The sequence below is a fragment of the Photorhabdus sp. CRCIA-P01 genome, from assembly GCF_003545805.1.
GTDB lineage: Bacteria > Pseudomonadota > Gammaproteobacteria > Enterobacterales > Enterobacteriaceae > Photorhabdus > Photorhabdus antumapuensis.
This window is the reverse complement of sequence record NZ_NMQR01000011.1, coordinates 69,867-95,747: the sequence shown is the minus strand read 5'-3', so window position 1 is coordinate 95,747 and position 25,881 is coordinate 69,867. Positions and strand designations below refer to the sequence as shown.

13 protein-coding genes are annotated in these 25,881 nt (G+C 41.6%); 4 read left to right on the top strand and 9 right to left on the bottom strand.

The features are described 5' to 3' along the window. Positions 1-941 precede the first annotated feature (941 nt). Positions 942-2,540, top strand: coding sequence for a toxin (locus tag D3222_RS09275; RefSeq protein WP_118985900.1), 1,599 nt, complete (start codon positions 942-944; stop codon positions 2,538-2,540). Positions 2,541-2,700: 160 nt separating this feature from the next. Here D3222_RS09275 and tcaC read toward each other — a convergent pair whose 3' ends face one another. The 6 genes from tcaC to D3222_RS26660 form a co-directional block, all read right to left on the bottom strand. Next, complete coding sequence (gene tcaC, locus D3222_RS09270) at positions 2,701-7,158, bottom strand: insecticidal toxin complex protein TcaC (protein ID WP_118985899.1); 4,458 nt, start codon at positions 7,156-7,158, stop codon at positions 2,701-2,703. Positions 7,159-7,217: 59 nt separating this feature from the next. Then, positions 7,218-10,790, bottom strand: a complete 3,573-nt coding sequence (gene tcaB, locus D3222_RS09265) for an insecticidal toxin complex protein TcaB (protein ID WP_118985898.1) — start codon at positions 10,788-10,790, stop codon at positions 7,218-7,220. Between the two features lie 21 nt (positions 10,791-10,811). Beyond that, complete coding sequence (gene tcaA / locus D3222_RS09260) at positions 10,812-14,099, bottom strand: insecticidal toxin complex protein TcaA (protein WP_118985897.1); 3,288 nt, start codon at positions 14,097-14,099, stop codon at positions 10,812-10,814. 582 nt (positions 14,100-14,681) lie between these two features. After that, positions 14,682-15,299: a hypothetical protein gene (locus D3222_RS09255; RefSeq protein WP_118985896.1), complete on the bottom strand. Its 618-nt coding sequence runs from the start codon at positions 15,297-15,299 to the stop codon at positions 14,682-14,684. 478 nt (positions 15,300-15,777) lie between these two features. Next, positions 15,778-16,800 (bottom strand): photopexin PpxB, encoded by a 1,023-nt coding sequence (gene ppxB, locus D3222_RS09250; RefSeq protein WP_118985895.1) that lies wholly within the window; start codon positions 16,798-16,800, stop codon positions 15,778-15,780. A 92-nt stretch (positions 16,801-16,892) separates the two neighbouring features. Continuing rightward, positions 16,893-19,256 (bottom strand): fucose-binding lectin II, encoded by a 2,364-nt coding sequence (locus D3222_RS26660; RefSeq protein ID WP_369973504.1) that lies wholly within the window; start codon positions 19,254-19,256, stop codon positions 16,893-16,895. Between the two features lie 325 nt (positions 19,257-19,581). On the opposite strand from D3222_RS26660, the gene D3222_RS09235 reads away from it, so the two are divergent. Beyond that, a complete protein-coding gene (locus tag D3222_RS09235) occupies positions 19,582-20,478 on the top strand; it encodes a hypothetical protein (protein WP_118985894.1) in 897 nt (298 codons plus the stop codon). Positions 20,479-20,693: 215 nt separating this feature from the next. Here D3222_RS09235 and D3222_RS09230 read toward each other — a convergent pair whose 3' ends face one another. Continuing rightward, positions 20,694-21,113, bottom strand: a complete 420-nt coding sequence (locus tag D3222_RS09230; RefSeq protein WP_118985893.1) for a hypothetical protein — start codon at positions 21,111-21,113, stop codon at positions 20,694-20,696. Between the two features lie 590 nt (positions 21,114-21,703). On the opposite strand from D3222_RS09230, the gene D3222_RS09225 reads away from it, so the two are divergent. Further along, entirely contained in the window at positions 21,704-21,973 is a 270-nt protein-coding gene (locus D3222_RS09225; protein WP_232832460.1) for a hypothetical protein, read from the top strand. A gap of 259 nt (positions 21,974-22,232) precedes the next feature. Here the strand turns inward: D3222_RS09225 and D3222_RS09220 are convergent, their stop codons facing one another. After that, positions 22,233-23,264 (bottom strand): fucose-binding lectin II, encoded by a 1,032-nt coding sequence (locus D3222_RS09220; protein WP_118985892.1) that lies wholly within the window; start codon positions 23,262-23,264, stop codon positions 22,233-22,235. 437 nt (positions 23,265-23,701) lie between these two features. Next, the gene (locus tag D3222_RS09215) at positions 23,702-24,664 is read right to left on the bottom strand and encodes a fucose-binding lectin II (protein ID WP_118985891.1); all 963 of its coding nucleotides are present in this window, start codon (positions 24,662-24,664) and stop codon (positions 23,702-23,704) included. A gap of 542 nt (positions 24,665-25,206) precedes the next feature. Between D3222_RS09215 and D3222_RS09210 the strand changes: the two genes are divergently transcribed. Next, entirely contained in the window at positions 25,207-25,767 is a 561-nt protein-coding gene (locus D3222_RS09210) for a rhomboid family intramembrane serine protease (protein WP_118985890.1), read from the top strand. Positions 25,768-25,881: the final 114 nt, after the last annotated feature.

Sequence of the window (25,881 nt, the reverse complement as noted above, 5' to 3'; positions counted from 1 at the left end):
GTTTCTTGGCATCATTTGCCTGATAACAGAGAACATTTATTTAATAGCAGTGGGTTTTCTATTTACATGTATACCCAATAGATTTCGAGTTGCAGTGCGGCGGCAAGTGAACGAATCCCCAGGAGCATAGCTAACTATGTGACTGGGGTGAGTGAAAGCAGCCAACAAAGCAGCAGCTTGAAAGATGAAGGGTATATCATTCCGGGGTTTGCGTGTTGCTAGTGTTCACTGTTCATTCATCAGAACGGTTTGTACAAGCTATAATTAATTGCCATTGCGAGTTTGCTTGCACACTATTTATAGCCTATATTTAGATAATAATGTTTTAATGAAAATAAAATAAACGTAGTCTATTTATATTTTTAGTGAAATACGTTATTTGTTTAATTCCAAATCTATTCGTTGAATAATATATTCTGATTTTATTGTGTTTTTATGAATATTGATGTTAATAGATTTAAGTTATCTAAAGCGTTACACCTGTAGTAATTAATATAAGTATAATCTAGTGGAATTATCATATGATAATATTGTTTTTTATTTAGATAGATTAGAGAGGAATATTATTACAACTAATTTCTATGTCTTTTGTGGACAATGGTGAAAACTACACTATTATGAAATTGGTGCATTGAAATAATTAATGCTGATATATACCTTAATAGATTTCAAGTTGCATCGCGACGGCAAGGGAGCGAATCCCCGGGAGCATAGATAACTATGTGACCGGGGTGAGTGAGTGTAGCCAACAAAGAGGTAGCTTGAAAGATAACGGGTATAACAGTTTAGTAATTACATCACAGTCTATAATAACAGACTGAACATATTAACGCTCTATTAGGGAAAAACTTATACCGTTCATGATGAAAAGGCAATGAAGTGTCATGATAACTCATTGGCTGTAATCGGAAAAGTAATGTTAACCAAGTGGAGATAGATGTATGTCTAAATACAAATTAAACCGATATCTATTAGCAATTTCTGTATTATATTCTTTCACATCAGGAAATGTTATCGCCGCCAATCCTAAAATATCTGCATATTATCTGAGTGGGCCTGCTGCTCAGGTTGATACTCAGGAATATTATGCCAGCCTTGATAACTTTAAAAAATTGAGTAGAGATATTGCTAAGAACAAGAGTAACTTTAATACGCTGGTATTGTCTTTCGTCCAGCCTGGTTTTGTTAACTATGAAAAAAACAGCCTGAAATGTTCAGGATTGTTTGGTTATACCTGTACTTCTGGTCAAATCATTAGCACCAGAGAAGCTGAAAATGCCAAGGCTGATTTTGTGGTATTAAAAGGTGTTATTGCTGATTTAAAATCTCATGGAGTGGGTACTTATATTGCTGTAGGTGGATGGAACTTTAGTTGTTATCCGAAAATTTATGATATCACTGCCAGCAAAAAAGATGCTTGTGGTAATGAACCCGGTGCAGTTTATGATATTTTCCCCAATCCACTGACCAAAATTCCTCGATTTGACAGTACTATTACGGGTAAAGCAGCAGATAAGGCATATAGAAATATTGTTAATTTGGCGGCCAATTTAGGTGTAGCAGGAATTGATGTGGATTATGAAGAGTTTTGGCACGCTGATATTAATGCAAAAAGCTGGAAATTAACACCTGACTCGATCAAGGTTCCCTCTAATAACAGTGAAAATCTTATTACATCAACTTTAATCGCAAAGGGATTAGGCGGTTATGTTTATGATGCATCAATGAAGATTGTTCCTGGCGCGGAAAAAATTCCCCGTGCAATGCCGGCAACCGTGGATAAATTCGCTGCTATTTTAAAGTCTTTTTACACTTCAATTAATGCAGTTAAACCATCACTTAAGCTAAGTACGGCTGGTCCCGCAACGGGAGGTATCCCGAATATGTCCGCTAACTGGGGAACTAATGCGAGGAATAGTGATATTTATGGTGGAGCCTGGTGGGGAGGAAATCTCTATGGTTTGATTTACAATACTGCGCTGAGTTACCCCAATCTGATCAACCGACTCAGTTATATTGGTGTGATGACCTATGATTTAAGTGAAAAAGATTGTGGATTTATTGGGGGAGGTGAAACATATATTCCTTGTGACCTGCCTGGACAAGTTAAGTATTATTATGGTCAATATATTAACTGGCTTAAATCAGGCAATGAAGTTGTTACCTTCCATGTCAAACTGAAAGGGGCACGTAATTACGCTCAGGCATCAGTTCAACCTCAAAAATTATTGGTTTTGCCGCCTATTACAGTTGGATTTGAAGTTGGTAAACCCGCAACCGGTAATTTACCGCTTACGAAGAGCGCTCTCAACAGAATATTAGATGGTACGATTAAATATGGTAAAACGGGCCTCATTATGTGGGATCTATTTAAGAATGAACGTTATGACGGTAATAACTGGAAAGATGAATGGGCAACTCCTAACGATCTTTTGTCTACGGCTTGCAAAAAAATAGGGCTGACAGGAGAGCATTATAATTGCGATAGTACTGTCCCGACACCTGATCCTGTTCCGGCTGTTATCAAGAAAGAATATTGATGTTGATATTCCATCTTTAATTCTGCCGACATGCGGGCTTCCTTTAGAGGCGACCCGCATTATTAAAGAACGGTGGGACTTACCGGAAATGCTGAATCTTCATCATTGATAGATATTGCCCCGCGGTGTACTGCGGGGTAACAGATGAAAATAGGTAAAACTATGGGGTTCTTGATGCTGTATCGTTTTCATCCTCGCTGACGATAAACCACGGAGTGTACTGTTTTTCTCGCAAATATTTCTTAGCGGTGATGACCTTGTATTCCCGTCCCAGTGGATCATAAAGATGGGTATCGGCAAACAGATCATCTCGCGCGCTGTCATCACTGACATAGCGCCAGTCATTCAGAAAATAGGGTTGATAAGTACGCACCGGTTGGCCTTTGTCGTCATATTCTGTACGACCGGAAACAGCCCATCGGGTATCTGTAGCGGCACTGACCAGAACGCCATTTGCATCCACAACCAGCCCACCGTCTTCTTTACGTTGCCAGGCATCACCGGGTTCATGACGCACTGAACTCTGGAGTAACCGGCCAAAACCATCACTAAAACTCACCGTTTGCTGGTGCTGTTGTTGCGGATCGTTATCGTAGCGGTCAGTAGTGATCCCCAGTACATGTGGCGGTAAACGGGGAATACTTGCCAATAGAGAGATGAGTTGAATCGCTAGGTTCTGATGGCCTATTCCCCGTTTACCGCCTAGCGCACACACTTTCCCATCTTCGGTAACCATATGAGCGGCACGCAGTTGCGCCCATAGCGCTTCTGCTTCTACTTGTGATTGAGCAAGCTGAGACAGCGATAACGACGGCATCCAGCTATCAACGGCATAGACTAAACATTGGGCAACGGGGAGGGTGCCGGTTAACGCCAGCGCTTTGTCTACGGAGTCCGGTGGTGTAAAGGGCTGGTTGGAATAGCCTGTGGCTTGCCCTGCCTCCGTACCCCAGAACCGGCTGGTGGTCACGCGACCTAGTGCATCCAGTGTCACAATATGTTGATTATCATTAATATCGGTCAGTTGTACCGGTGTAAGGAAACGATAATCGTAACGGGCTTGCGTCGTTAATCCAGCGGCATCCTGAGTCTGTATTATTACACAATGATGGGTATCCCAGCTTAGTGTGGTTTTCCCTGTTAGCAGAGAGTTACGTTGAGCTTGAGGCCGCCAGAACTGCGTAGCATTGCCGTAATCGGTATAGCCTTGCCGCGCTACCCATACCGGACTTTCTGAACCAGTATTGAACAACCGCGCGACTTGCTGATAACCGGCCTGTGTCAGTGCGGTATTCAGTTCCTGCTCCTCAATCACCCCTTCATAAGCTTTTAATGAGATGTCGTCCATCATGGCGGTTTCTTGGAACGCCACCAGTGCCTGTAGTGTGGGTTTTTCTAGAGTGACTGCCGATTGGCCGGCGGTATAAAACGTCTGTTGTTGCCCCAGATAAACGGCGGCTTTTTCATCTGCCAGCAGGCCATCTGCTTTCAGCAAGACTTCAAGAGAAATCCCTTCGGCCGGAATTTTGCTCCGGTCATAAGTATAAACATCATGGCGTTGTGCATTCGGTAAGCCTAATCGCCAGTTTTCCCCGTCAGTCAGGTGATGCCAGTTATTTTTTTGCCTCACCAGACGTAATAGTTGTTGCTGGTCATCATAGCTGCTGTCAAACAGGGTTTCCGGTAGGGTAGTCGGGTAGGGATTTACTGCCGGTTTTTCGCGGCGCGGCCAGGCAATATCGACACTTTGCAGTGATTGACCAAAGATATCGTGTTGCAACCAGATACTCTGGCTGAATTGTGGATCACTGATGATACGTTCATAGTGATAGCTGCGATTTTCAATGGCGGTAACCCAGGCAGATAATTCGGTTTCTTTATCTACCGGAATAGAGCGTACCTGATAGCGCGATTCACTGACGGTATAAGGCACTGTTTGCTTATCCGTTCCGTCCAGACCGTAGAGTTCACTGCGTAACAGTTGGCCTTTAAGCGCCCGCGTTAGCCAGTTACGTTGTGTCTCATTGGGGGTAAATACTTGGTCTGTCTGGCTGGCGTTGTCCCAGACGGTATAACGGGTTTCAAATCCGCTATAAGCTTGAGTGTCTGCTTGCCAATATTCCGAGGCTAATTGGCTGTCTACCTGATCTATACCGGTGGCAAACCAGCTAATGCTCAGTGACGGTGCAGCTTGTTCGGGGGCGGTGCCGTGAGAAAACGTTGTGGTATCGGTCTGTTTGACACAGCCAAATCCTCTGAATTCCCGTTCTTTTCCATCCCAGACACCGTGGCTGTAGCTGACTTCACTGGTGAGCCGGTTACCGCTGATTTCATCCTGAATTTCGGTATGCCATAGCAGATGCATTGGAAACGGCAGGTAACAAGCCGGGGATTTGCCCGCTTTGGTGAGCTGTAATTTCTCATCCAACCAGAATTGCGCGGAACTGCGATAATGTAAGGTGTGATGTGCGCCTCGGTTATTATTCATCACATTCAACAACCAAGGTTTGGTCAGTGACAGGTCACAACGCCAGTGATGTGGCGCTATATGTGGCACAGTCAGAATCAGGCTGGCTATCCCTAATCCCTGAATATCGGCGACTTGGAGTTGGCAAGTGTTGTCAAATTGTACGCCTTCTGGCAACGCTAATGTCAGCGGGGCATCAAACTGATTACCACTTTGGTTGAGATAAATGAGCAAAGAGCCGGATTGCGCATAGATAAGATCGGTGGTACCGGAGCCGTCGATATCCGCCAGAAACAGCCGTTCGGGATTGAAGCTATTTTCGGGCTGACTAAATCCTGGCAAGGTTAGTGGTTGACCGAAACGGCCATGTCCCAGATTAGGCCAACAAGTGACGCGATTAGCCTTGATTTCCACCAGATGTTGTTGACCGGAACCGAGCATATCACTGAAAGCCACCAGTTTACGGGCGTCGGTCCCAGAGATGGGCAGAGTGATACCTGTGGATTGGGGCACATCTTGTCCTTTACGCCAGCCGTTTCGCTGGTTGGCATATAGACGCACGCTTTTCGGCCCGATTAATACTAAATCGGATAAGCCTGCCCCGGTAAGGTCAGCGAACTGGATGTTTGGATGAAAATATTCCACGGGCAAGGCATTGATTGGGGTAAAGTGCGTCCATTTTCCATCGGGTTGCTGGCTATGGTATCCGCGAATACCGGAGGCGGTGACGACCCAATCCAGTTGGCCGTCTCCGTTGATATCCATCAATGAGGCATTATCCTGCAAACTGGGCAAGGTAGGCAGCGGGGCGATTTTGTCGTAAGTGACAGCATTACTGTCTCCGCCTTCCTGACGTTGCGGCGCTTTATACCACCAGGCGTTGCGATCCTGATACAGCATACCCGGTAACCCTTCTCCCCGCAGATCAACCAATTGATAACGTTGCTGCGAGTTAAAATTATCTAGTGCATCAAAACGTTGCCATGTCGGCATCTTCTCTAGGTCGAATCGCTGCCAGGCTAATTCCAGTGGTGGCAGGGTCACTGGGCTGCCATCCGGTTCATGGCTTAATTGACGGATGGTAATCAATGTGGTGACGCTGGCGTTTTTGTCATATTCCAGTATCAACCGTCCGACCAGTTCCGGTGTGTTATTGGCGCCGACTTCTCCGGCCAATAGTGCGGTACGGTGAAACATCAGCACTTGTTGACATAAGCGGCGAGTACGTACTTCAAAACCGTATTCATAGCGAGAGAAGATATCTGGACGTACCGACCATTGCGCTGTACCGGCATCCCATGTTGGCACGGCATGAAGTGAGGTATCGCGCTCGCCGTGGTCAAAGACTAGATGAAACAGCCACTCTTCCGGTGCGGGAGGGGTGTTATCCAGTACGAACAGGCTGGCTTGTGGTTTGATGTTACCGTAGTTCACCTGTACCAGATAGCGCTGCGCGGTAACATTAGGATGAGCTGTTTTTTCATTGTCGTCACAATGGGCTTCATCTTCGGCTCGGTATTGATAGCTGACATGTTCACCGGTTGGCGTCACGGTTTCTTCCAGCAACCACTGAGCGATTTGTTGGTCATTTTGCGGATTTGCCAGACAAGCCTGCGCGGTTTTCCCTAAGATGTGCAGTTGGCCGTCCGGGGACGATATCAGCCAGAAAGCGCGTCCTTCTTGACCGGAGGCAGGTTGCCAGTATTCGATTTTACTGAAATCCACGATCTGGCGGGCTTGATAGCGGGTTACGGTATAGGAGATTGGCAAGACCACGCCTTGCAGCGTCTTAACGTCTTGACGGATATCTGGTTGCCCTTGGTTATTCAGGGCAATATTCATGACCTCGCCTTGTGGGGATAAGAACGTGTCGTCATTATCGTATTGTGGAATGCCATGTTGGGTGCGTCGGCTAATGGTCATGACACCACATTGCCAGCCGATGCCGAAAGGCCCGTTACCTGCACTGTTGCTGTAAATCAGTGATAATCCAGGAGCAGTCCCTCTGCCAGTCGAAAGGGGCAAAGGCAGAGATAGGGTGGCCATTCCATCAGGGCCGGCAGCATTCAGTGCTTCTCCCATGCCATTGATAGCACCGCCACCTTTGGGAAGTGACAGCGTTGTAATCGATACTTCTGGTGAATCCTGCATAAAGTACTCCTTAATAACAGGCCCCTAATAGGGACCTGTAATCGACAAAGAAAAGAAATTTATGCGTCTCGAATGATGTAATTCAGATGCACAATGATGTCACTTAGATTAGCAACCAACTCGTGTTGCGATTCCTCTTTACCAGCATGGAAAATATTGAGCGACAGTGTACCGGTTGTTGCATCTCGACCTTCAAAAGGCAGAAAACGACTGTCGTTAAAGTCGGTAACAAACCGGCCTCCGTCATTCACGCCGTGTGATAAAGTAGCGATTTCCGCTCCCATTACCAGTGTGGCTTCAAGATCTTGATAGGGTCCCAGAAGTGTTGGCAGGGTGACGGCGATACGTTTAATACGACGCTTCTTCTCGTTACCCAAGTTGTAAGAGTTATCCAAACCTAGTTGACTCAAATCCAGTGTTGCTTGGAAGATATCCCCTGTTAGCGTCAGAGTGACGCCACCGGATGGAGATACCGTTTCCCCGTTAAGCACTTTATTGATATTTTCACTTAACGTCCCTGTACCAAACAGGGTATCCAGCGACACGGTGCGGATGGCTTCCAGCCCAATGCCGCCACGTGCAAGCCAGATGGCATCCAGTTTCTGTAGCTCTGAGCTTAAACCTTCCCCTGCTAACAGCCCTTGCCACAGATCATTCCACACCGGGACTTGGAATAGACTGTCGCTGTCTTTCTCGCCTAATTCCTGTACTAATGCAGCTTTTGCCTGGAGACATATTGGCAAAGTGGAATCATACATCTGGTAATAGAGCGCGGAGAGACGACCGGCCATCCAGTTGTACAGCGCCTGTCCGGTAAAGCGAGTGGTTTGCAGGTCATAAATCGCTTGGGCATTCGCTTGTTCGGTTTCAGAGAGCGTGATCTGTTTTTGTGCCATTGTGATCTGCTCTTGTAGGCTTTGTATCTGGGCATCCAGTTGGGTTATTTCGTTATCAGCAATATCCCGTTGCAATGCCCATTCTTCCTGACGACGCTGATAACCCGCTGTCACTTCTGAAATACCGGCACTCTGATCTTGGATACCGGCGCCAACTTGGGTTGCTTGCCCGGAGCCAATTAATGGCGCGCCCCATTCAGAACCACCGTTAGCCAGTCCGAAGACGTTAGGTACCGCGTTGGCAATTCCGCCGGCAATCAGTAATCCCGTCGCAACGCCATTGGTGATCATAGCGGTGCTGCGTAATGTCAGACCGGCGATTTCTGCCGCAGATAGGCCGCCGTTAATCAGGTCGCTGTAATGTTTTTGGCGCAATGTCGCACCATCACGGCTGGCCTGTAATGCTGTCAGGCTATGTTGCAATCCTTTCAGATTATTTTGCTGTATATCATGCTGTTGTTTCAGGATGGCTTGCTGTTGAGTCTGCAACAGTAGCGTCATCTTTTCATTATCTTGACGCTCTAATGTCGTTTGTAAGCTGTTGCCGAACTGAGTCAACAAACTGACGGCAGTGCGGGCGCGTTCTACCAATAGTGGATAGCGCCAGCCTTGAACACTCCCTTGACCGCCAGCTGGACTGCTGCCTGTACCATCGCCCCCGGCTTGTTGACGTTGCAAAGTTTTCGGATCTACCGGGGTGGCATACAGGGGTAGATTTAGTGGTTGACCATCTAGACTCAGATTGTGGCGCAGGTTGTACAAGCGTACTTCAAGCTTATCCCAGTAACCGAACAGTACATCGTTATACGGTGGCAGGAAATTGCCGTCACCAATATCGGCGGTATCACCTGCACTTAGCCAGGCGGCAAAGGTCATCACTTCCGGTGAACTCAGCAGTGTTGGCGTGGCAATGGCACCCGCTTCCTCGCTCAAGGTGGGATTTGGCCAGGTATTGGTGGTATGGATATCAGGGCGTGGCCCGAGTAACTGTTGTGCTTGAATGTAGTACATTTTGGCTTCGACTAAAGTATCACGCTCAAGTTGACGGTAAGCGCTGTCGCCGCGGGCAATCAACAGGTCAAGGGTATGCAGGAATATCGCCAGCTTGTAATGCATCGGATCCGCCATTGCGATCACATCTGGATCAGTGGTGGCAGGTTGTGTGGTATCCCATGCGGTATCCAGTTCCAATGGCATCACATTCCAATAACGTGGTTTGCTGCCATCTGTAATGAGTTCGCCGTTAGCATCACGGTAACCGGCGCTGCGGAAAATGTATTTGTACCAAGTGTCCGCGTCATTGTAACGCTGCTCGGTTTGCATACGGACCGCAACCAAGAACGGAATATGGAAGAAGATTTCCCACAGATAAATACCATAGGGGCCACTGAAATTATCAACCGGATTAGATCCGCCAAACTGTCCTTGTACGTCGTAATTAAGCAGTGAATCAAGGCTAATATCTAATAGTGCGTTGAGATCTATATAGTTAGGGAGGTGTAAATTTATTACTTCGTTAGAAGGTAGTGTAAATTGCTTGCCGTCTGATGAGAATGTGCCGTAGGAGGTAAATATATATGCCGTAAGATTAAAACTACAATAATTGCTATTGTTATAGCTTGTGCCATGACACATACGTAACTTAATGTCTAAATAATCTTTTGAAGGTAAATCAGCACTTCCTGTATTAGGCAAGCTCTTTATTACTGCCTTTGATGAGTCATAACACAACGTCACTCCGGTGCTTGGTGTAGCTCCACCCGTGTTTTGTAAAGTAAGAACTTTTCCATCTTCTGAAATATTTAACTGGGCATCAGAACCATATTGTGAGCTTACTTCAGTTGGGCTTGATGAACCGGTTGCTCCCCGTCTAGTGTAATCGGTAAAAATAAGCTGAGTGCTCTTTTCCTTTTTCTTTGAAGTCCAGTTATAGTCACTATTCATAACCCAGACATTTTCAGTTTTGGATAAGTTATCACCTTCGTTAGTAATATTAAACCAGCGGATATGTAGCTTATTATTTTGCCAAAAAGATTCTACTGTATCTAAATAGGGTTCGCTAATCCCGGCATTAATTGCTCGCCACTCTGACCACTGATCCGGTTTCAGCTTACCGCCATCAGTGACTAAAGTTAATTTCCGCCAATAAAATGCATAGGGTGCGTTTTGTGTGCGGCCAATAAAAAAGACCGTTTTCTCATCCTGACCTTTCGTTGCATTGATATAGTCAAGGGTAACTAAAGTGTCATAACTAATGAGATAATCACGCAATTTAGATTCGACTAATTCACTTTTTAATTTCCCTTGAGAAATACCCTGTTCAAATGCGGTAAATATTTCGGTCTTATTCAATCGCAATGTTGGATCAATATAATCCCCGGCATAGAATTTCAACCGCTCCTTGCCAGCCCAAGTACTATAACGGTGGTTAAAACTATCCCAGTTATATAAAAACTGCTCATCGGCAAAATAGGATTTTGCTGAATCTGCCAGTGTACCGTCATAGCCCTCTATTGCACGATGGATAAACAGTTGCAGACTGCCAATTGCCTCGGACAATGGTGAAGTGGTAACCAGATCGCTAATTTTAGTATCCAGCAACAGATATTCATACAGATCATCAGCGGTCTGGATACTCTCTTTTAAATCTGCGGGGACTTGGGTAGCAATATAATGAGCAACCAATGCATCACGGCGCGCTTCTTTTAACGTTTGTGTAAATAAAGATTCAGACATAATCAATTCCTTCTTATCCGGTTACTGATGGTTGCTGATTGCGGCACTTAAGTTTTGGGCTACCGATGCCAGTAAGGCGCTACTCTCGGCGGCAGGATCTGCTTGCATCATGGCCAACAAATTGCCCAGAGTGGTACTACCGACATTCAAGCTTTGTCCGACACGTAACCAGGTCAGAAGTTGCCAGAGTGATGTAAAACTTTTCGGCCAGTTATTTTCCCCTGATAGCAAAGTATTGACTTGCGCTACCGTACCTTTATCCATCTCATGCAATGTGGCGATCAGTGAAGCAGCGCTATCAGCCGTCATACCTTCGGCATTTAATTGATCGAAACAGCGCATCGCTTCATCACGAGAAACGGTGACCTGAGTTTGCCACTGTTTAAAACGTGATAGCGTGAGTAATAGCTCCGGGTTGGGAACAGGAACGCCAGTGATATTATTCATCAAATGTTCAGGATGGGTTGTGAGTAGTTGCAGATCCTGTTCAGTCAGGCTCAGCCATTTCACAATGAGCACAAGTTGGCTTAATCGTTGAGTCGCAATCACCAAAGCCGTATCCGCCTGCAAGTCATCCAGTGTGACATCGTTGCGACTAAATAGGGTTTGAATGGCGTTCCAGTAATTAACCAATGTGAAAGGACTATCATCATTGGCCGTGATTTTCTCCAGCCAGACGGTGACGATGCCCATCACATTGCTCTTAATGCCGAAGCCGGCACTCAGGGCACGTAGCACTTTCTGCTGTAACGCTGGATCCATTGTTTCTTTAGTGGCAGCTTGACTATTCACGCTGTCACAAACGTTTTTCAAGAAATTGAACATCTCTGCGGTGGCGGTGCCGCTCCACTGCGTACTCACCATTCCTTGCAAATAAGTCAGACTTAAATTCACAGATGACATCCAATCCAGCACCTGCTCGGTACGGCGTAAAATCGCCAGTGGTTGCAGGGATTTTGCCTGACCTAATTGTTGCAACAAGATATCTTTTCCGCCTTCCATCAGACGCCATAAAATTTCGGCTTGGGCAAATGTCAGCCCAAACAACCGGGGAATGGCGCCGAAGCGATACAACTGACTGGCGGTATATTCATCCAAGGTAAAACTACCTGCATTACCGAAACAATAGCGACCAATACGGAAAAATTCATCACTGGTGACGCCTAATGCTTTACAGCATATCGTGGACAACTCATCCTGCTCATTTTCTGCATATTTCACTGCTGTACCTAGCGCAATGACGTGATTACCGTCGGCGGAGCGGAAAGCAGTTTCATAGAAACTCGGTGTTTGGTCTGGCGTGTAGGGGTTCACTGCGCTAATGAACGTCACAAAGGTATTGGCATCAAGTCCATAGCGCTGTTTCAGGCTGACATACTCCGCCAGTGCTTCAAGGACCGGCTTATCCAGTACAATTTTGTCGTGGTGGTCCGGCACACTACGGCTGGCATTGGCAATCAGCCAGTCCAGTTCTTCAAATGATAACCCGGTCTGAGATGATAAACGCACCAGCTTTTCAGCGCGACCGGCTAAGGCGACTACCGTATCGTCAGTGAAATTCAGGCTTTTGCCGTCGGTTTGTACCCACAGATATTGACCATCAGCCGCGGCGGCCAATGTGCTGTTCAGATAGGCGGCCCCGTAGACATTGACGCGGGTAGCGGTGGTTTCCCCAAAACGAACATAGCGGCTGGCGGCTTTCGCATCAACGCTGCTTTGGCTGTAAGATTGCTGGGCGGTTAGAGCCATTAGCTGATTGAAGTTTAACCGGGTTTTCTCACAGAAGGTTTCGATAGAATTCAGTGCCGTAGTTAACGCGGAGGCCGAAGATGCCGTTTCCTGTAAGCGACTGCTGCCAAGGCCATAATGGTGGGTAATATCATCTTCTGTCGGTGCCGGATTGGTCATCAACTGATAACTTACCGGCGTCAGTGACAAAGTTTCGCGGGCTGGTGGTGATGGAATATCGTTAATAGCGGGAGGAATAACATCATCTGGGTTTGTCGGGGTACCTGAACTATCGCTGCAAAAGGTTAATAACAGCCCATTGTCTTTTGTCCCATTGATGACCAGCGCATTTTTCCAGTTTGACTGACCGGAACTATCTACCGCGATATAACCCTGCTCGGTTTTCAGGTAATACTTATCCTTATCCTCGCTGCGTTCTAGGGTGACAGGCAGATGGAAGCCAGATATAGGCTGAGTACTGCCTGATTTATTGGCTACTTGGGCGAAAATACCGTTTTGATCCGGGTTGGTTGGGCTGTTACCTCTTAAGAAACAGCCGGTTAGAACATTACCGTCTCCCATCTTTGTACCATCGGGAGCTCCTAGGTAGTAACACTGTTTTGCCATTGACCAGGTGAGTTGTAATGGTGCGACGATGGCGGCAGCAGCTTGATCTGGATTACCTGCAATCAATTGTGCGCCGACAATACCACTCCCGCTGGTGTACTGTGACAGGTAAACCATTGGTTGTCCGCTGAATCCTACCGCTTTGAAATAAAAAGTATTTCCGGCAAAAAAAGTATCTTGATTATCATTTTGGGCAGCGAATAGTTTAAGTGTATTCGTATTACCGGCCTGTTCTGAAACCGCTTGTGCCGTGGTATCGGTCAACGTATTCCATACACCGTTCAAAGTTCTGGCTTGTGCCGATAGAGCGGAATCGATTTGCGACAGGTGATCGTCATAAGGTAACGTCATTGGGAAGAACGCGCTGGACAGCTCAGTAATATCTTTACTGCCTTTTTGTAGCACATCCAGCAGGATATCAAGGGAAGTGACCTCTTTATTCATCGTCGTTTCACTTAATATCAAGTCTTTCAGATCAGCTCGGCGATTATCAATATGCAAACTGGAATCTGGTTTATGCAGATCTTTTGCAACCTTGTAGAGTGCGGAAGCATAACGGCCCGGTGAAAACAGGGATTGAATAGAAGCAGCGTCGGCATATTGACTGGCGCGATTCATTAAATCGCTGAAATCCCCGTCACCGCCAATATTCTCTACCAAAGCATCTTTAAGCACAGATACGTTGGCTTGCGCGTTAAGTTTAGTCAGCCCATTAATGACTGGTTCCTGACGTAATTGCCAGGCTCGATAGAGGGATTTCAGATTTTCCGCACGTTGCCGAGCCTGACGATAGACTGTACCCGCTTCTTTGGCGGGCAGGGTAGGAACGGACTGCACGAAAGCAGCCCGGCTGATTGACGCGATATCAAAAACGTTTTGATAACCAGCGTCAAGCAGGGGTTGTTCGGATGTACCTGATAAAAATGATATTTTACTTTGCATAACAGTCACCATCACATGGTTTAGAGTTAGAACGTCTTGGAAGGTTAGTTTCGAAAATCGAGCTAGCTTTCTTGGTGTGACAATTCATAAATATTCCTTTTTATTTCCGTTTGTTTATTGCTGGTTCAATTAAGGTAATAAAGAGATAAACAAAACGACCAGTATGAGAAATTTCATCCAAGGTGCTGATAGCAAAAGTGTTATAAAAATGAAAATTAATTTATGATGATAGTCTAGTTCATCATCTATCTTAGGTATTTAGAAGCATTTTCACTATTTGGTAAGAGTTGTTAACTGATGGAGGCATGACTTTATAGCGTGGAAGCTTATTATGTTAAGCTCAATTTTTATTAATGTAGGAATAAAAAATTAATTTAATCATGGTGGTAAGGAAACCACGCAACGGTTTTAGCCTGAAAATAATCAGGCTTACATTTTATTGGGGCATTTGTGGTCTTTGATCAGCTAATTTGTCGATCATTTTTGATTGTTGGGTAAATAGATTCCTGCCGAATATGTTGGCTGGCTAAAACGCACGAAAACCTATTTTGTTTGCTCTTGCCAGCTTCGTTTGAGCGATAAAGTGAGCTGTTATTACTGCATCTTACGCCACAATGGAATGATATTGGTCAACACATCAGGGGGAGGGCAAGGGTCATTCACCTTTACCATTTTCCATAAACCGGTATGGCTTTTACGGGCGGCATTATTGGACATGAAGACTTGATATAACGAGCCTGTATCGCCAGCATGATTATGGGTATCAAGAAAACCTTTATTTCCCCATCGATTATAGAGAGAGATACTATCGCCTTCTCTGATATTTTCATTTGGTGGTGTGGTTTCACAATGAATAACCCATTCTAATGTCGCTCTTTTGCGGATATCTGAGGTGTAGACTTGATGTATTTCGGTTAATTGTTCATTTTGATCCACCACATCATAATATCGTAAATAACCGCCATCACAGTAATATAAGTTGTGAAGCAAAATAATATCATTATTGATTATTTCACTTCCGACAGGTTTTCCTGTTGCTGACTCAATTCTCCAGGCGCCGCCATAAATAGCTAAAGAAGCATCTACGGTTACCACGCTATATTTTGTACCCGGCTTATTACCGTTGCCAAATACACTGAGATACCCGCCGCTCCAGTTCTTGTAGCTGTTTAATATTGTCACGGTATCGCCATATTTAAGTACATTATCCATCATTTCCTCGGAAAATATGTTATTACTCTTCAAACAACTGATACTTACCCTGAAATGACTTTCCATTCGATTATGTTATTAGTGCATAACTTTTGGCGTCATTTCAGGGTTCGGTTATTGTCATGAACAGGTTATCTCACCTTTTATCTGATCCCTTGTGGACTTAAAATAGGGTCGAATTCCTGCACTGTTTAATACTCATAGCAATGGGAGATAGGAAAAGAAAAGATCAAAAGTTAATTTTTATCGGATAGGGGACTATTTGAGGGATGACCGACTTTGGCCTGTGATCAGGTTACTTGAAGGAGTAAATGATGTTTTTTCTGTTTGTAACCGTGTTCATATCAGTAAAAACGGTATCATTTTACGGATATATCTGACGTGGTATACAGAAAAAAGCGGCATAATACCGCTTTAATTTATTGATAAATGTCATCTCTACTGGCGTTATCAGAGTGGTATATTTTTGCTTTTTGATTCAGGAGTGTGACCAAATTAACACGACTACGCTGTCATTGTAATTATTATTGCTTCCATTGCTGGCACCGATAATGGCGGTTCCCGGTTTTTCGTCAAGGGTGTTATAGGCGTAACGGAGTTTGCAGGGTTTTCCGTCGCCTATCATTTCAATGCAGACTTTTCCTGTGCTTGATGAGTAACTTTTAAAGCCCAACACACTACTGACACTTTGGTTGATTAATGTATCGACTAATTGATCGTCAATATACACTTTTATTGTCTGCTGATGAGCTGTATTACCATAGGCTGACAGGCTAAGCTTTATATTGTGAGGTAACTGAAAACAGTGTTTACCGGTGTTAGTGCTGCCACATATTCCGCCACAGCTTCTATACTCACTACCTAACGAATCTATATCAACCGATACGGCGGCTTGAATTTTTTTAAAGGTGACTCCGTTCCAGTAAGCTTGAATAAAGGAGGGGTCACTATCAATAACCTGAGATTTTGTATTGTATTGGATGTAATAACTATCTTTGAAAAAGTAAATAATAGAGCCGGCGGTATTCTTCCATAAAATAACAGCATCGAGATCTTCACTAAATCCTGCATATTTCCCGGTAGTGCCCCATCGGTCTGAAATGGTTTTCTTATTAATCGTGTGTAAACTGACGGTGTAATCGATGCAATCTCTGCCTTTAAAGAAACAGACAACATCTTGTTTGGTATCCACCCATTCTGTAGCTGCGTCTATACCATTTTCAAATCCCGTATCTTTCAACCCCGGCCATCCTTCAATAATGGGTTTTGGCCCATCAATCACCAGAGCTTTGGCTATATCGAATTTAAGGTATTGAGAGCCTTTAAAAAAATATAATGAGCCATTTAAATTAATCACATCGTCAATATCTTTTTGAAACTCGATAGGGAGACCAGGCCAATCGTTGCTGATAGATTGGGGATAGTCAGTGTCTGCTTTATCGTCTGAGTCGTTATATCTAATGTTTTCTGAGTTAAGAAATAGATAGGTGTTTGAATTCATTTTTTACATCCTTAATCATGGTTAATTTGAATGTCATTTTAATGTGTTTACTCGATTTTCTATTTTCAGATATCACAGCGATATATTTTTTCTCATGATAATGGCCAATTCAACACTACCACACTATCATCATAATTGTCATTGGAACCATTGTTAGCGCCGATAATGGCTGATCCTGGTTTTGCTTCGAGTGTGTTATAGGCATAACGGAGCTTGCAGGGTTTACCCTCTCCGATAATCTCGATACAGACTTTGCCGGTACCTGATGTGTAGGTCCTAATATCTGTTATGTGACTTATTCCCTTACCGGTTAATGTATCGACCAATCGGTCGTCGATATAGACATTGATTGTTTGCTGATGAATATCACTATTTACGTAGGCAGTCAGGCCAAAGCGAATACTTTGGGGTAATTGGAAACAGTGTTTACCGGAGTTATTAATCCCACATGTTCCGCCGCAGTTTATATTGATATCACCACCTAATACATTTGGATCAACTGACACTGCCGCTTGAATTTTATTGAAAGTGACGCCTTTCCATTTAGTTTGAATAAGATCGGGTTTACCATACATACTATTCAACATTAGATGTAAGCGGAGATATTCATTGCCTTTGAAAAGATAAATAAAATAACCGGAGTTACGCCATAAAATCGCGGCATCTAAATTCGCGCTAAATTTCGCGTATTCTCCGGTAATTCTCCATCTTTCTGCGATGGTTTTTTTGTCAATGGTATGTGAGCTAACCGTATAATTGATACACTCTTTGCCTTTAAAGAAACAAACGATATCTTTTTTTGTATCTATCCACTCTGTGGCGGCGTCTATCCCATTTTCAAATTCCGTTCCTGCTAATCCCGGCCATCCCGCTATAATAGGTTTTGGTCCATCGATCACTTGTGATTTTGCAATATCGAATTTAAGATATTGCGAGCCTTTAAAGAAATACAAAGCACCATTTAAATTAATCACATCATCGATATGCCTTTGAAACGCAATAGGCAGATTAGGCCAATTGTGACGGATAGGCTGAGGATAATCTATATCTATATTATTTAATGGATCATTATATTTAATATTTTCTGAATTAAGAAAGAAATAGGTATTTGTATTACTGTCATTATCCATCTTGCTGCCTAATAAATCCATATCAATTAGCACGGCGGCTTGAATTCTTTTGAAGGTCACTCCACGCCAATTAGCGCCAATGGATGCCTGACCATCAATGGTATTCGATTTCAGATGAATCCTGATGTTCGAATTGTCTTTGAACAGGAAAAGAAAAGGGCTACCAATATTTGCCCATAGAATAGCTGCATCCAGATTTTCACTAAATTCTGAGTATTGTTTTGTTATTCCCCATCTGTCTGCGATAGTTTTTTTGCTAACAGTATGTGAACTCACCGTATAGTCAATACAATCACTCCCTTTAAAGAAACAGACGACATCTGTCGTACCCGTTTTTTCTAAATAGGGCCATTCTGTGGCGGCGTCTATCCCGTTTTCAAATTCCGTTCCTGCTAATCCCGGCCATCCTTCTATGATAGGTTTTGGTCCGTCAATCACTTTTGCTTTTGCGATATCAAATTTAAGATATTGCGAGCCTTTAAAGAAATATAAATAGCCGTTTAAATTGATCGCATCATCAATATGTCTCTGAAATTCAATAGGAAGATCAGGCCAATCGTTATTTATAGGCCGGGGATAACCAATATCTATATTATTTAATGGATCATTATATTTAATATTTTCTGAATTAAGAAAGAAATAGGTATTTGTATTACTGTCACTGCCCATCTCGCTGCCTAATAAATCCATATCAAGTGATATCGCGGCTTGAACTCTTTTGAAGGTCACACCACGCCAATTAGCGCCAATGGGGGCTTGACCATCAATAGTATTCGATTTCAAATTAATTCTGATGTTCGAATTGTCTTTGAACAGGAAAAGAAAAGGGCTACCAATATTTGCCCATAGAATAGCTGCATCCAGATTTTCACTAAATTCTGAGTATTGTTCTGTTATCCCCCATCGGTCTGTGATAGTTTTTTTGCTAACAGTATGTGAACTCACCGTATAGTCAATACAATCACCGCCTTTAAAGAAACAGACGACATCTGTCATACCTGTTTTTTCTACATAAGGCCATTCCGTAGCGGCGTCTATCTCGTTTTCAAATTCCGTTCCTGCTAATCCCGGCCATCCTTCTATGATAGGTTTTGGTCCGTCAATCACTTTTGCTTTTGCGATATCAAATTTAAGATATTGCGAGCCTTTAAAGAAATATAAATAGCCGTTTAAATTGATCGCATCATCAATATGTCTTTGAAACTCAATAGGAAGATCAGGCCAATCGTTATTTATAGGCCGGGGATAACCAATATCTGCTTCATACGATTTCTGATGGTGTTTAATATTTTCTGAATCAAGAAAAAGATAACTTGATGTATTCATTTATATATCCTTATTGGTGATTTGGATTTAATATGTTGTTTAAATTTGTTTTTTACAACTGAAATTGGTGAGAATAATATTAAGATATGCTGATTTAACGCTCTCATATTGCTTATCTGTCTGGTGAATAGGAAAATTTATTTTATTTAAACTAATACTGATGATAAGTCATAAGCAAGACTATATATTAACAACTCATTAATGGATCTAATATTGTTGGGTTTTGTGCGGCTTACTTTATTTAAGAGTTAAAAATAAACTTTATCTAAGGTATAAAATACAAGATTAATGTGTCATTGTATTTTTTATAGGAGATATTTTAGTCATGAAATTAGAACAGCATGAACATCAAATCTCAATTGAAAGTTCATCTAATTCCAATTCCGTTCCAATAACGGTATGGGAACCAAATTTATATCCTGAAGGTCGATGGATAGATGCGACAACACAGCGAGCTGGCGTGTTGTTTAAGGATTCAATCCGTGTGACTAGCGCTTGGGATATAGTCAGTGTTGGGGGAAGGAAAGCTTTCAAGGCACAAACTTTATCTAAATCATCAGATTGTTGTGGTAACTGTCTCGGAGTTGCAACAGATACTCCTGTTGATGCCAGATATTGCTACTGTGAACTTGACTTGTTTTGTAATCCATATCCTGAAATTATACTATGTGTGCTATCCAACAAAACCAGTGCAAGCGGTACATATATGAATATTGGTTACGGCTATATGGCGATTCACTTGACTGGGGGGTATAAAGGTAAGCCCCAATGGATGCCATCAAATATTTCGTTAGGTACTTCGATTGACACGGCAACGCCTTATGTTATGGTTTTGAATTATCAGGCTGCTCAGTTGATTCAGTCAGTTAATTTTGTTGGTAAGCAAACGGATGGTATTTATAAAGGTCAACCAACATTAGGTAGTACTCGTTCTGGTTTTCCACTGAGTGATGAATGGCCGAAAAATACCTGGTCACGATGGCGTATTGGATTGCTTGCGGCAAATAATGGTACATTAATCATCGAGTGGTATAACACTGTGGCAGATAAATGGAAGGTAGAACTTTGCCAATATAATATGAACACGCTTATGACGGGAAATCTTGCGTCAGGTCAGATTGGGATTATGTATGGTACGCTTTCTCGTGCTAGAACAATAGATCAACAAAATTCTCTTTATAGAACACCATTTGATCGAGCGATATTTTTTCAAGATTTTTAAGATGGAGTATTGAATCTGGTTATTTAACCATTTTGTGTGATATATACAAAGGGGCTTTCTTCTTAGCCCCATATATTGTTGTAATATATACCTGTTATCTTTCAAGTTGCCTCTTTGTTGGCTGCACTCACTCACCCCGGTCACATAGTCGGGGATTCGCTCCCTTGCCGTCGCGATGCATCTTGAAATCTATAGGGTATAATCGCTGAAATTAATTAAGCCAAATGATTGCACTGAATAACCGCAGAGATAGATGCATATGAATCGATATGTACCGTGCTACCACGTACATTACTCCATTGAGCTTTTATAGTAGAAACATTAGACGCAAGAGAACAACGGGCGACCAGTGTGAATGGCATACGCCCATAGGATTCTGGACTCTGATTACTGTAAGTAAATCCACCAAAAGCCAATTGTTCGCCTTTATCAGTTACAATGATAAAGTTCCCTCCGGGAAAATTGTTACCTGAAGCGTAGGGAGTTGGTATATTTAACGTGATTAATGCTGTTAAGCATGGTGAATTCGAATACTTTGAAACATTAAGTTCCAAACCAGGTATATCCACATAATTTTGGTTTGATGTTTGTAAGGGATTGCTACGTGGATCTATTGATGTAAAAACAATTGCCATAATTAATACTCCTAGGTTAGTTATTTTCGTTTTTTCTTATTTAGATCCCTCTATAATGTTTATCCTAATTTTTAATTTATACAAATTACCTTATCATAGGATTCTATTATTTATCTCTTTAAAAATTAAACAAACATCACTGTTTTTTATTAATAAAGTTCATGGCTCAATTAAATAGATAGATGATTTATATTATTTTAACTGATTTTTAACTCAATGTTAATATTTAACTGACAGATAATTTGGATACAAAAATTTTATTATTTTTTATCTGGTGTTATTTATTGCAGGGCATCAGTGCTATGATAGGTATAATTCATTCCGTTTAGTGGTTTAGTTTTTTTGCAATTGATCAGATCGCAAAAATTGGACTGAGTTTTATCCAAGTGATCCATGTTTTGAAAAGTTATTTTGTATATGTAAAAATTAATACCATTAATGGATTATAAATAAATCTATATATTAACAATTCATTAGTGAATTCAATGCTGTTTGTTTTTGTTTGATTTTTTAAATTCCTGTGGCTGGTGATCTGTTTTTTTGGGGGGATATTCTTGTTCTTTAAATAAATATGAGGGTGTTTATTTATTTTGGAATTAAAGTTAACTTGGTCACGTTGGCGTATTGGATTGCTTGCGGCAAATAACGGTACATTAATCATTGAGTGGTATAATGTTGAGGCAGATAAATGGAAGGTAGAGCTTTTCCAATATAATATGAACACGCTTATGACGGGAAATCTTACGTTTGGTCAGACAGGGATTATTTCTGGCATGTCTTCTACGGCGACTACAATAGATCAACAAAATTCTCTTTACCGAACACCGTTTGATCGAGCGATATTTTTGCAAAATTTCTAATATGGAGTATTGAATCTGGTTATTAACCATCTTGTGTGACATATGTAAAGGGGCTTTCTTCCTGGCCCCATATATACCCTTCATCTTTCAAGCTGCTGCTTTGTTGGCTGCTTTCACTCACCCCAGTCACATAGTTATCTATGCTCCTGGGGATTCGTTCATTTGCCGCCTCGCTGCAACTCGAAATCTATTAGGTATATTGTTTTAATATCAAAAAATAATTTTTGTTTATGGTGCAATTTACCAAAGTATTTTTAATTTACACCAGCGGCCAATTTAACATGACCACGCAGTCATTGTAATTATTATTAGTACCATTTTCAGCGCCGATAATCGCTGTTCCCGGTTTTCCATCAAGAGTGTTATCGAAATAGCGCAGTTTGCTAGGTTTGCCATCTCCTTCAATTGCGATACAAATTTTTCCTGTACCTGATGTGTAGGTTTTGGTCGCCATTGGATTATTTGTTCCTTTACCGATTAATGTGTCTACCAGAAGGTCGTCAATATAGACTTTTACCGTTTGCTGAATGTTCGTATTATTATAGGCTGTTAGTCCGAATCTAATACTATGAGGTAATTGGAAACAGTGTTTACCGGTGTCATTGGTGCCACATGTTCCGCCACAGCTACTATTGCCACCACGGTCACTACCTAATAAATCTGCATCAATAGAGACTGCTGCTTGAATTTTGGGGAAGGTGACTCCAGGCCAACCGGATTGGGTGGATGTAGGCCCAATATCAATAGTATTTGAATTTGTATTGTATCGGATATAATTACCATCTTTGAAAAGGTAAATTAAATAGCCAGCAATATTCCTCCATAAAATAACAGCATCCAGATTAGAGTTGAATCCAGAGTAATTTCCGGTAGTTCCCCATCCGGCTGAGATAGTATTCATATAAATCGTGTGTGAACTGACGGTATATTTGATATAATGGCTTCCTTTAAAGAAATAAACAATATCTTGTTTTGTATCTACCCATTCTGTGGCTGCATCTATTCCGTTTTCAAATTCGGTTCCTTTTAATCCAGGCCACCCATCCACAATTGGTTTTGGCCCTTCACTTACCTGTGCTTTCGCTATATCGAATTTGAGATATTGCGAACCTTTAAAAAAGTATAAATAACCATTTAAATTAATTACATCGTCAATATGTCGTTGAAACGCGACAGGAAGGCTAGGCCAATTTTTACTGATAGGTTGGGGAGTGTCCCCTTTATTTATTTGTGCATCATCATGATATTTAATGTTTTCTGCATCAAGGAATAAGTAGGTATTTGTATTCATTGTTATATCTCCTCTATGGTGATTAATTATTTAAACTTACTATTTCTAGATAATATATAATAAAAATGATATTCAAAGCTTTGATTATGATTGTTTTGTATTTATTACTTGCAGAGTGATGTGGAGTAGTTTATTTCATTGATGGTTTGTAATCAAGGTTGTATATTAATAAATAATTGATTAATTTAATATCATTGATGTTTTGCAAAAATAAAAATACTATGATAAGAGATGGATTTTTATTATATAAATAAGATGTGAAACATGGTTTATATTTTTCAAATATTATCTTTGAATGTTTTTTATTGAATAATAATACCTTGGTATATATTTGGTTAATAATGAATTTAGCATAGTAAAAAGCGGAATAATACCGCTTTAATTAATTGGTAAATATTATTTTTGCTTATAGTGAAATTTATCACACTGTTTTTAATTCACACCAGAGGCCAATTTAATATCATTACGCAATCATTGTAATTATTATTGGTGCCATTTTCGGCGCCGATAATTACTGTTCCCGGCTTTCCATCGAGGGCGTTATCGAAATAACGCAGTTTGCTAGGTTTACCATCTCCTTCAATTTCAATGCAAACTTTACCTGTACCTGATGTGTAGGTTTTGGTCGCCATTGGATTATTTGTTCCTTTGCCGGTTAATGTGTCTATCAGAAGGTCGTCAATATAGACTTTTATCGTTTGCTGAATGTTCGTATTATTATAGGCTGTTAGTCCGAATCTAATACTATGAGGTAATTGGAAACAGTGTTTACCGGTGTCATTGGTACCGCATTCTCCACCGCAATTGGATGGTTTGGTAGGTGGACAAGGATCATTGATTTTTTCCATTTTCCACTGGTCTACCTTATGTACTTTACGAGCGCTATTACCAGAAAGAGATACACCATATAACGTGCTTGGTTTGTTGGCATTACCATAACTATTAAGGAAACCTTTATTTCCCCATCGATTATGTAGGGTGATAATTGCTCCTTCTATGATATTTCCCTTTATAGAATGAGGTTTCTCGCAATAAATAATCCACTCTAATGTTTTTGGAGAATAAGTATTTATATCTGATGTGATTATCGGATATATTTCTCCACTTGGTACCGTTTGATTTGGGCCATCATAATATCCCAAATAACCACCATCGCAGAAAGCCAGATTATGAAGTAAAATAATATCATCATTAATTATTTCACTGCCGATAGCTTTTCCTGTTCCTGATTTTATTCGCCATATTACCCCTAGATCAGAAAAGGAGGGCACTACTGTTAATACGTTATGTTTTGCGCCCGGGATGTCATTACTTCCATGTGTACTGAGATATCCTCCTTGCCAGTTATTGTAACCATTTAATATTCTTACTGTATCGCCATATTTAAGTATATCAGCCATAATTTATCCTTAAAGATTAGTAGTTTATTTTTAACAATGAAAATGAGATTAAAATTACCCAAGATCAATTACCTTCTTATCATTTTATGAATTACATCATAATTGGTTATTAAAATAAGATGAATTCTCAACTTTTTTGTAACCCTAAAAATAGTGATTAACGCCTGATTTGGTTAATTGTAAATATTAATGGTTGTCGAAGAAAGGCAGAGTATTTGTTTCTTGATTCTGACAATGAATGTATTGTTAAAATTTCATTTGCTTAATTTACTAAGTTAAATTATTTAATAGTGATAGAAAAACAAAAGCTTAATTTTATTGATACGAAGAATGCGGCTCTAATAAATTAATGCTTTGATATATGATTGTTTTTTTATTATCAAACCGAATTTTGTCGTACCAAAATAGAATTTATTTTTATATCAAAACTATTAAATTCCAAACTTTCGGGATATAGTAGTGGTAATGTCAACTCTGCTCATAACACCGTTATTGAGACAAGGTTCATTTTGATTTCCAATAAATCATAAGGCAACAACACAGTGAAAACAGGGCTAAAACAACGCTTTCATATACTAATAGGATTAGCAGCAATACTGATCATCATCCAATTGTTTGATACTTTAACTGGTGGCGCACTAAGTAATTTCGGTATCATTCCCCGATATGCTCAAGGGCTAATGGGTATTCCACTATCTCCATTCCTGCATGGCAACTGGGGGCACTTGTTCAGCAATCTCCCTGCATTATTAGTATTGAGTGCGTTATTGATGGCACACTCCATTCGTTATTACGTGCTAGCCAGCCTGTTTATTATCTTTGTGGGCGGAACATTAGTCTGGTTATTTGGACGCACGGCTATTCATATTGGCGCCAGTGGATGGATTTTTGGTTTGTGGGGATTGCTGCTGGCTAACGCTTTTTTCCTGAGAAGAGTAAAAGATTTCTTCTTTGCGATTCTAGTATTTATGTACTACGGTGGGATTGTGTTTGGCCTGTTACCGTGGCAAGAGGATATTTCAACGGAAGGCCATATCTTTGGCGCGATATCTGGGCTGGTTTTTTCTTGGCTGTCGAAAAAGTGGGTAATAACTAGCCATTAGTTTTATGGTATTGAGGATAGCAGATTATCCCCATTTCAAATATTTATTAATAAACAGCAAAAAAATAAACTTGGTTACCTTTATTCCGAGAATAAATAAATTACCATTTAAAAT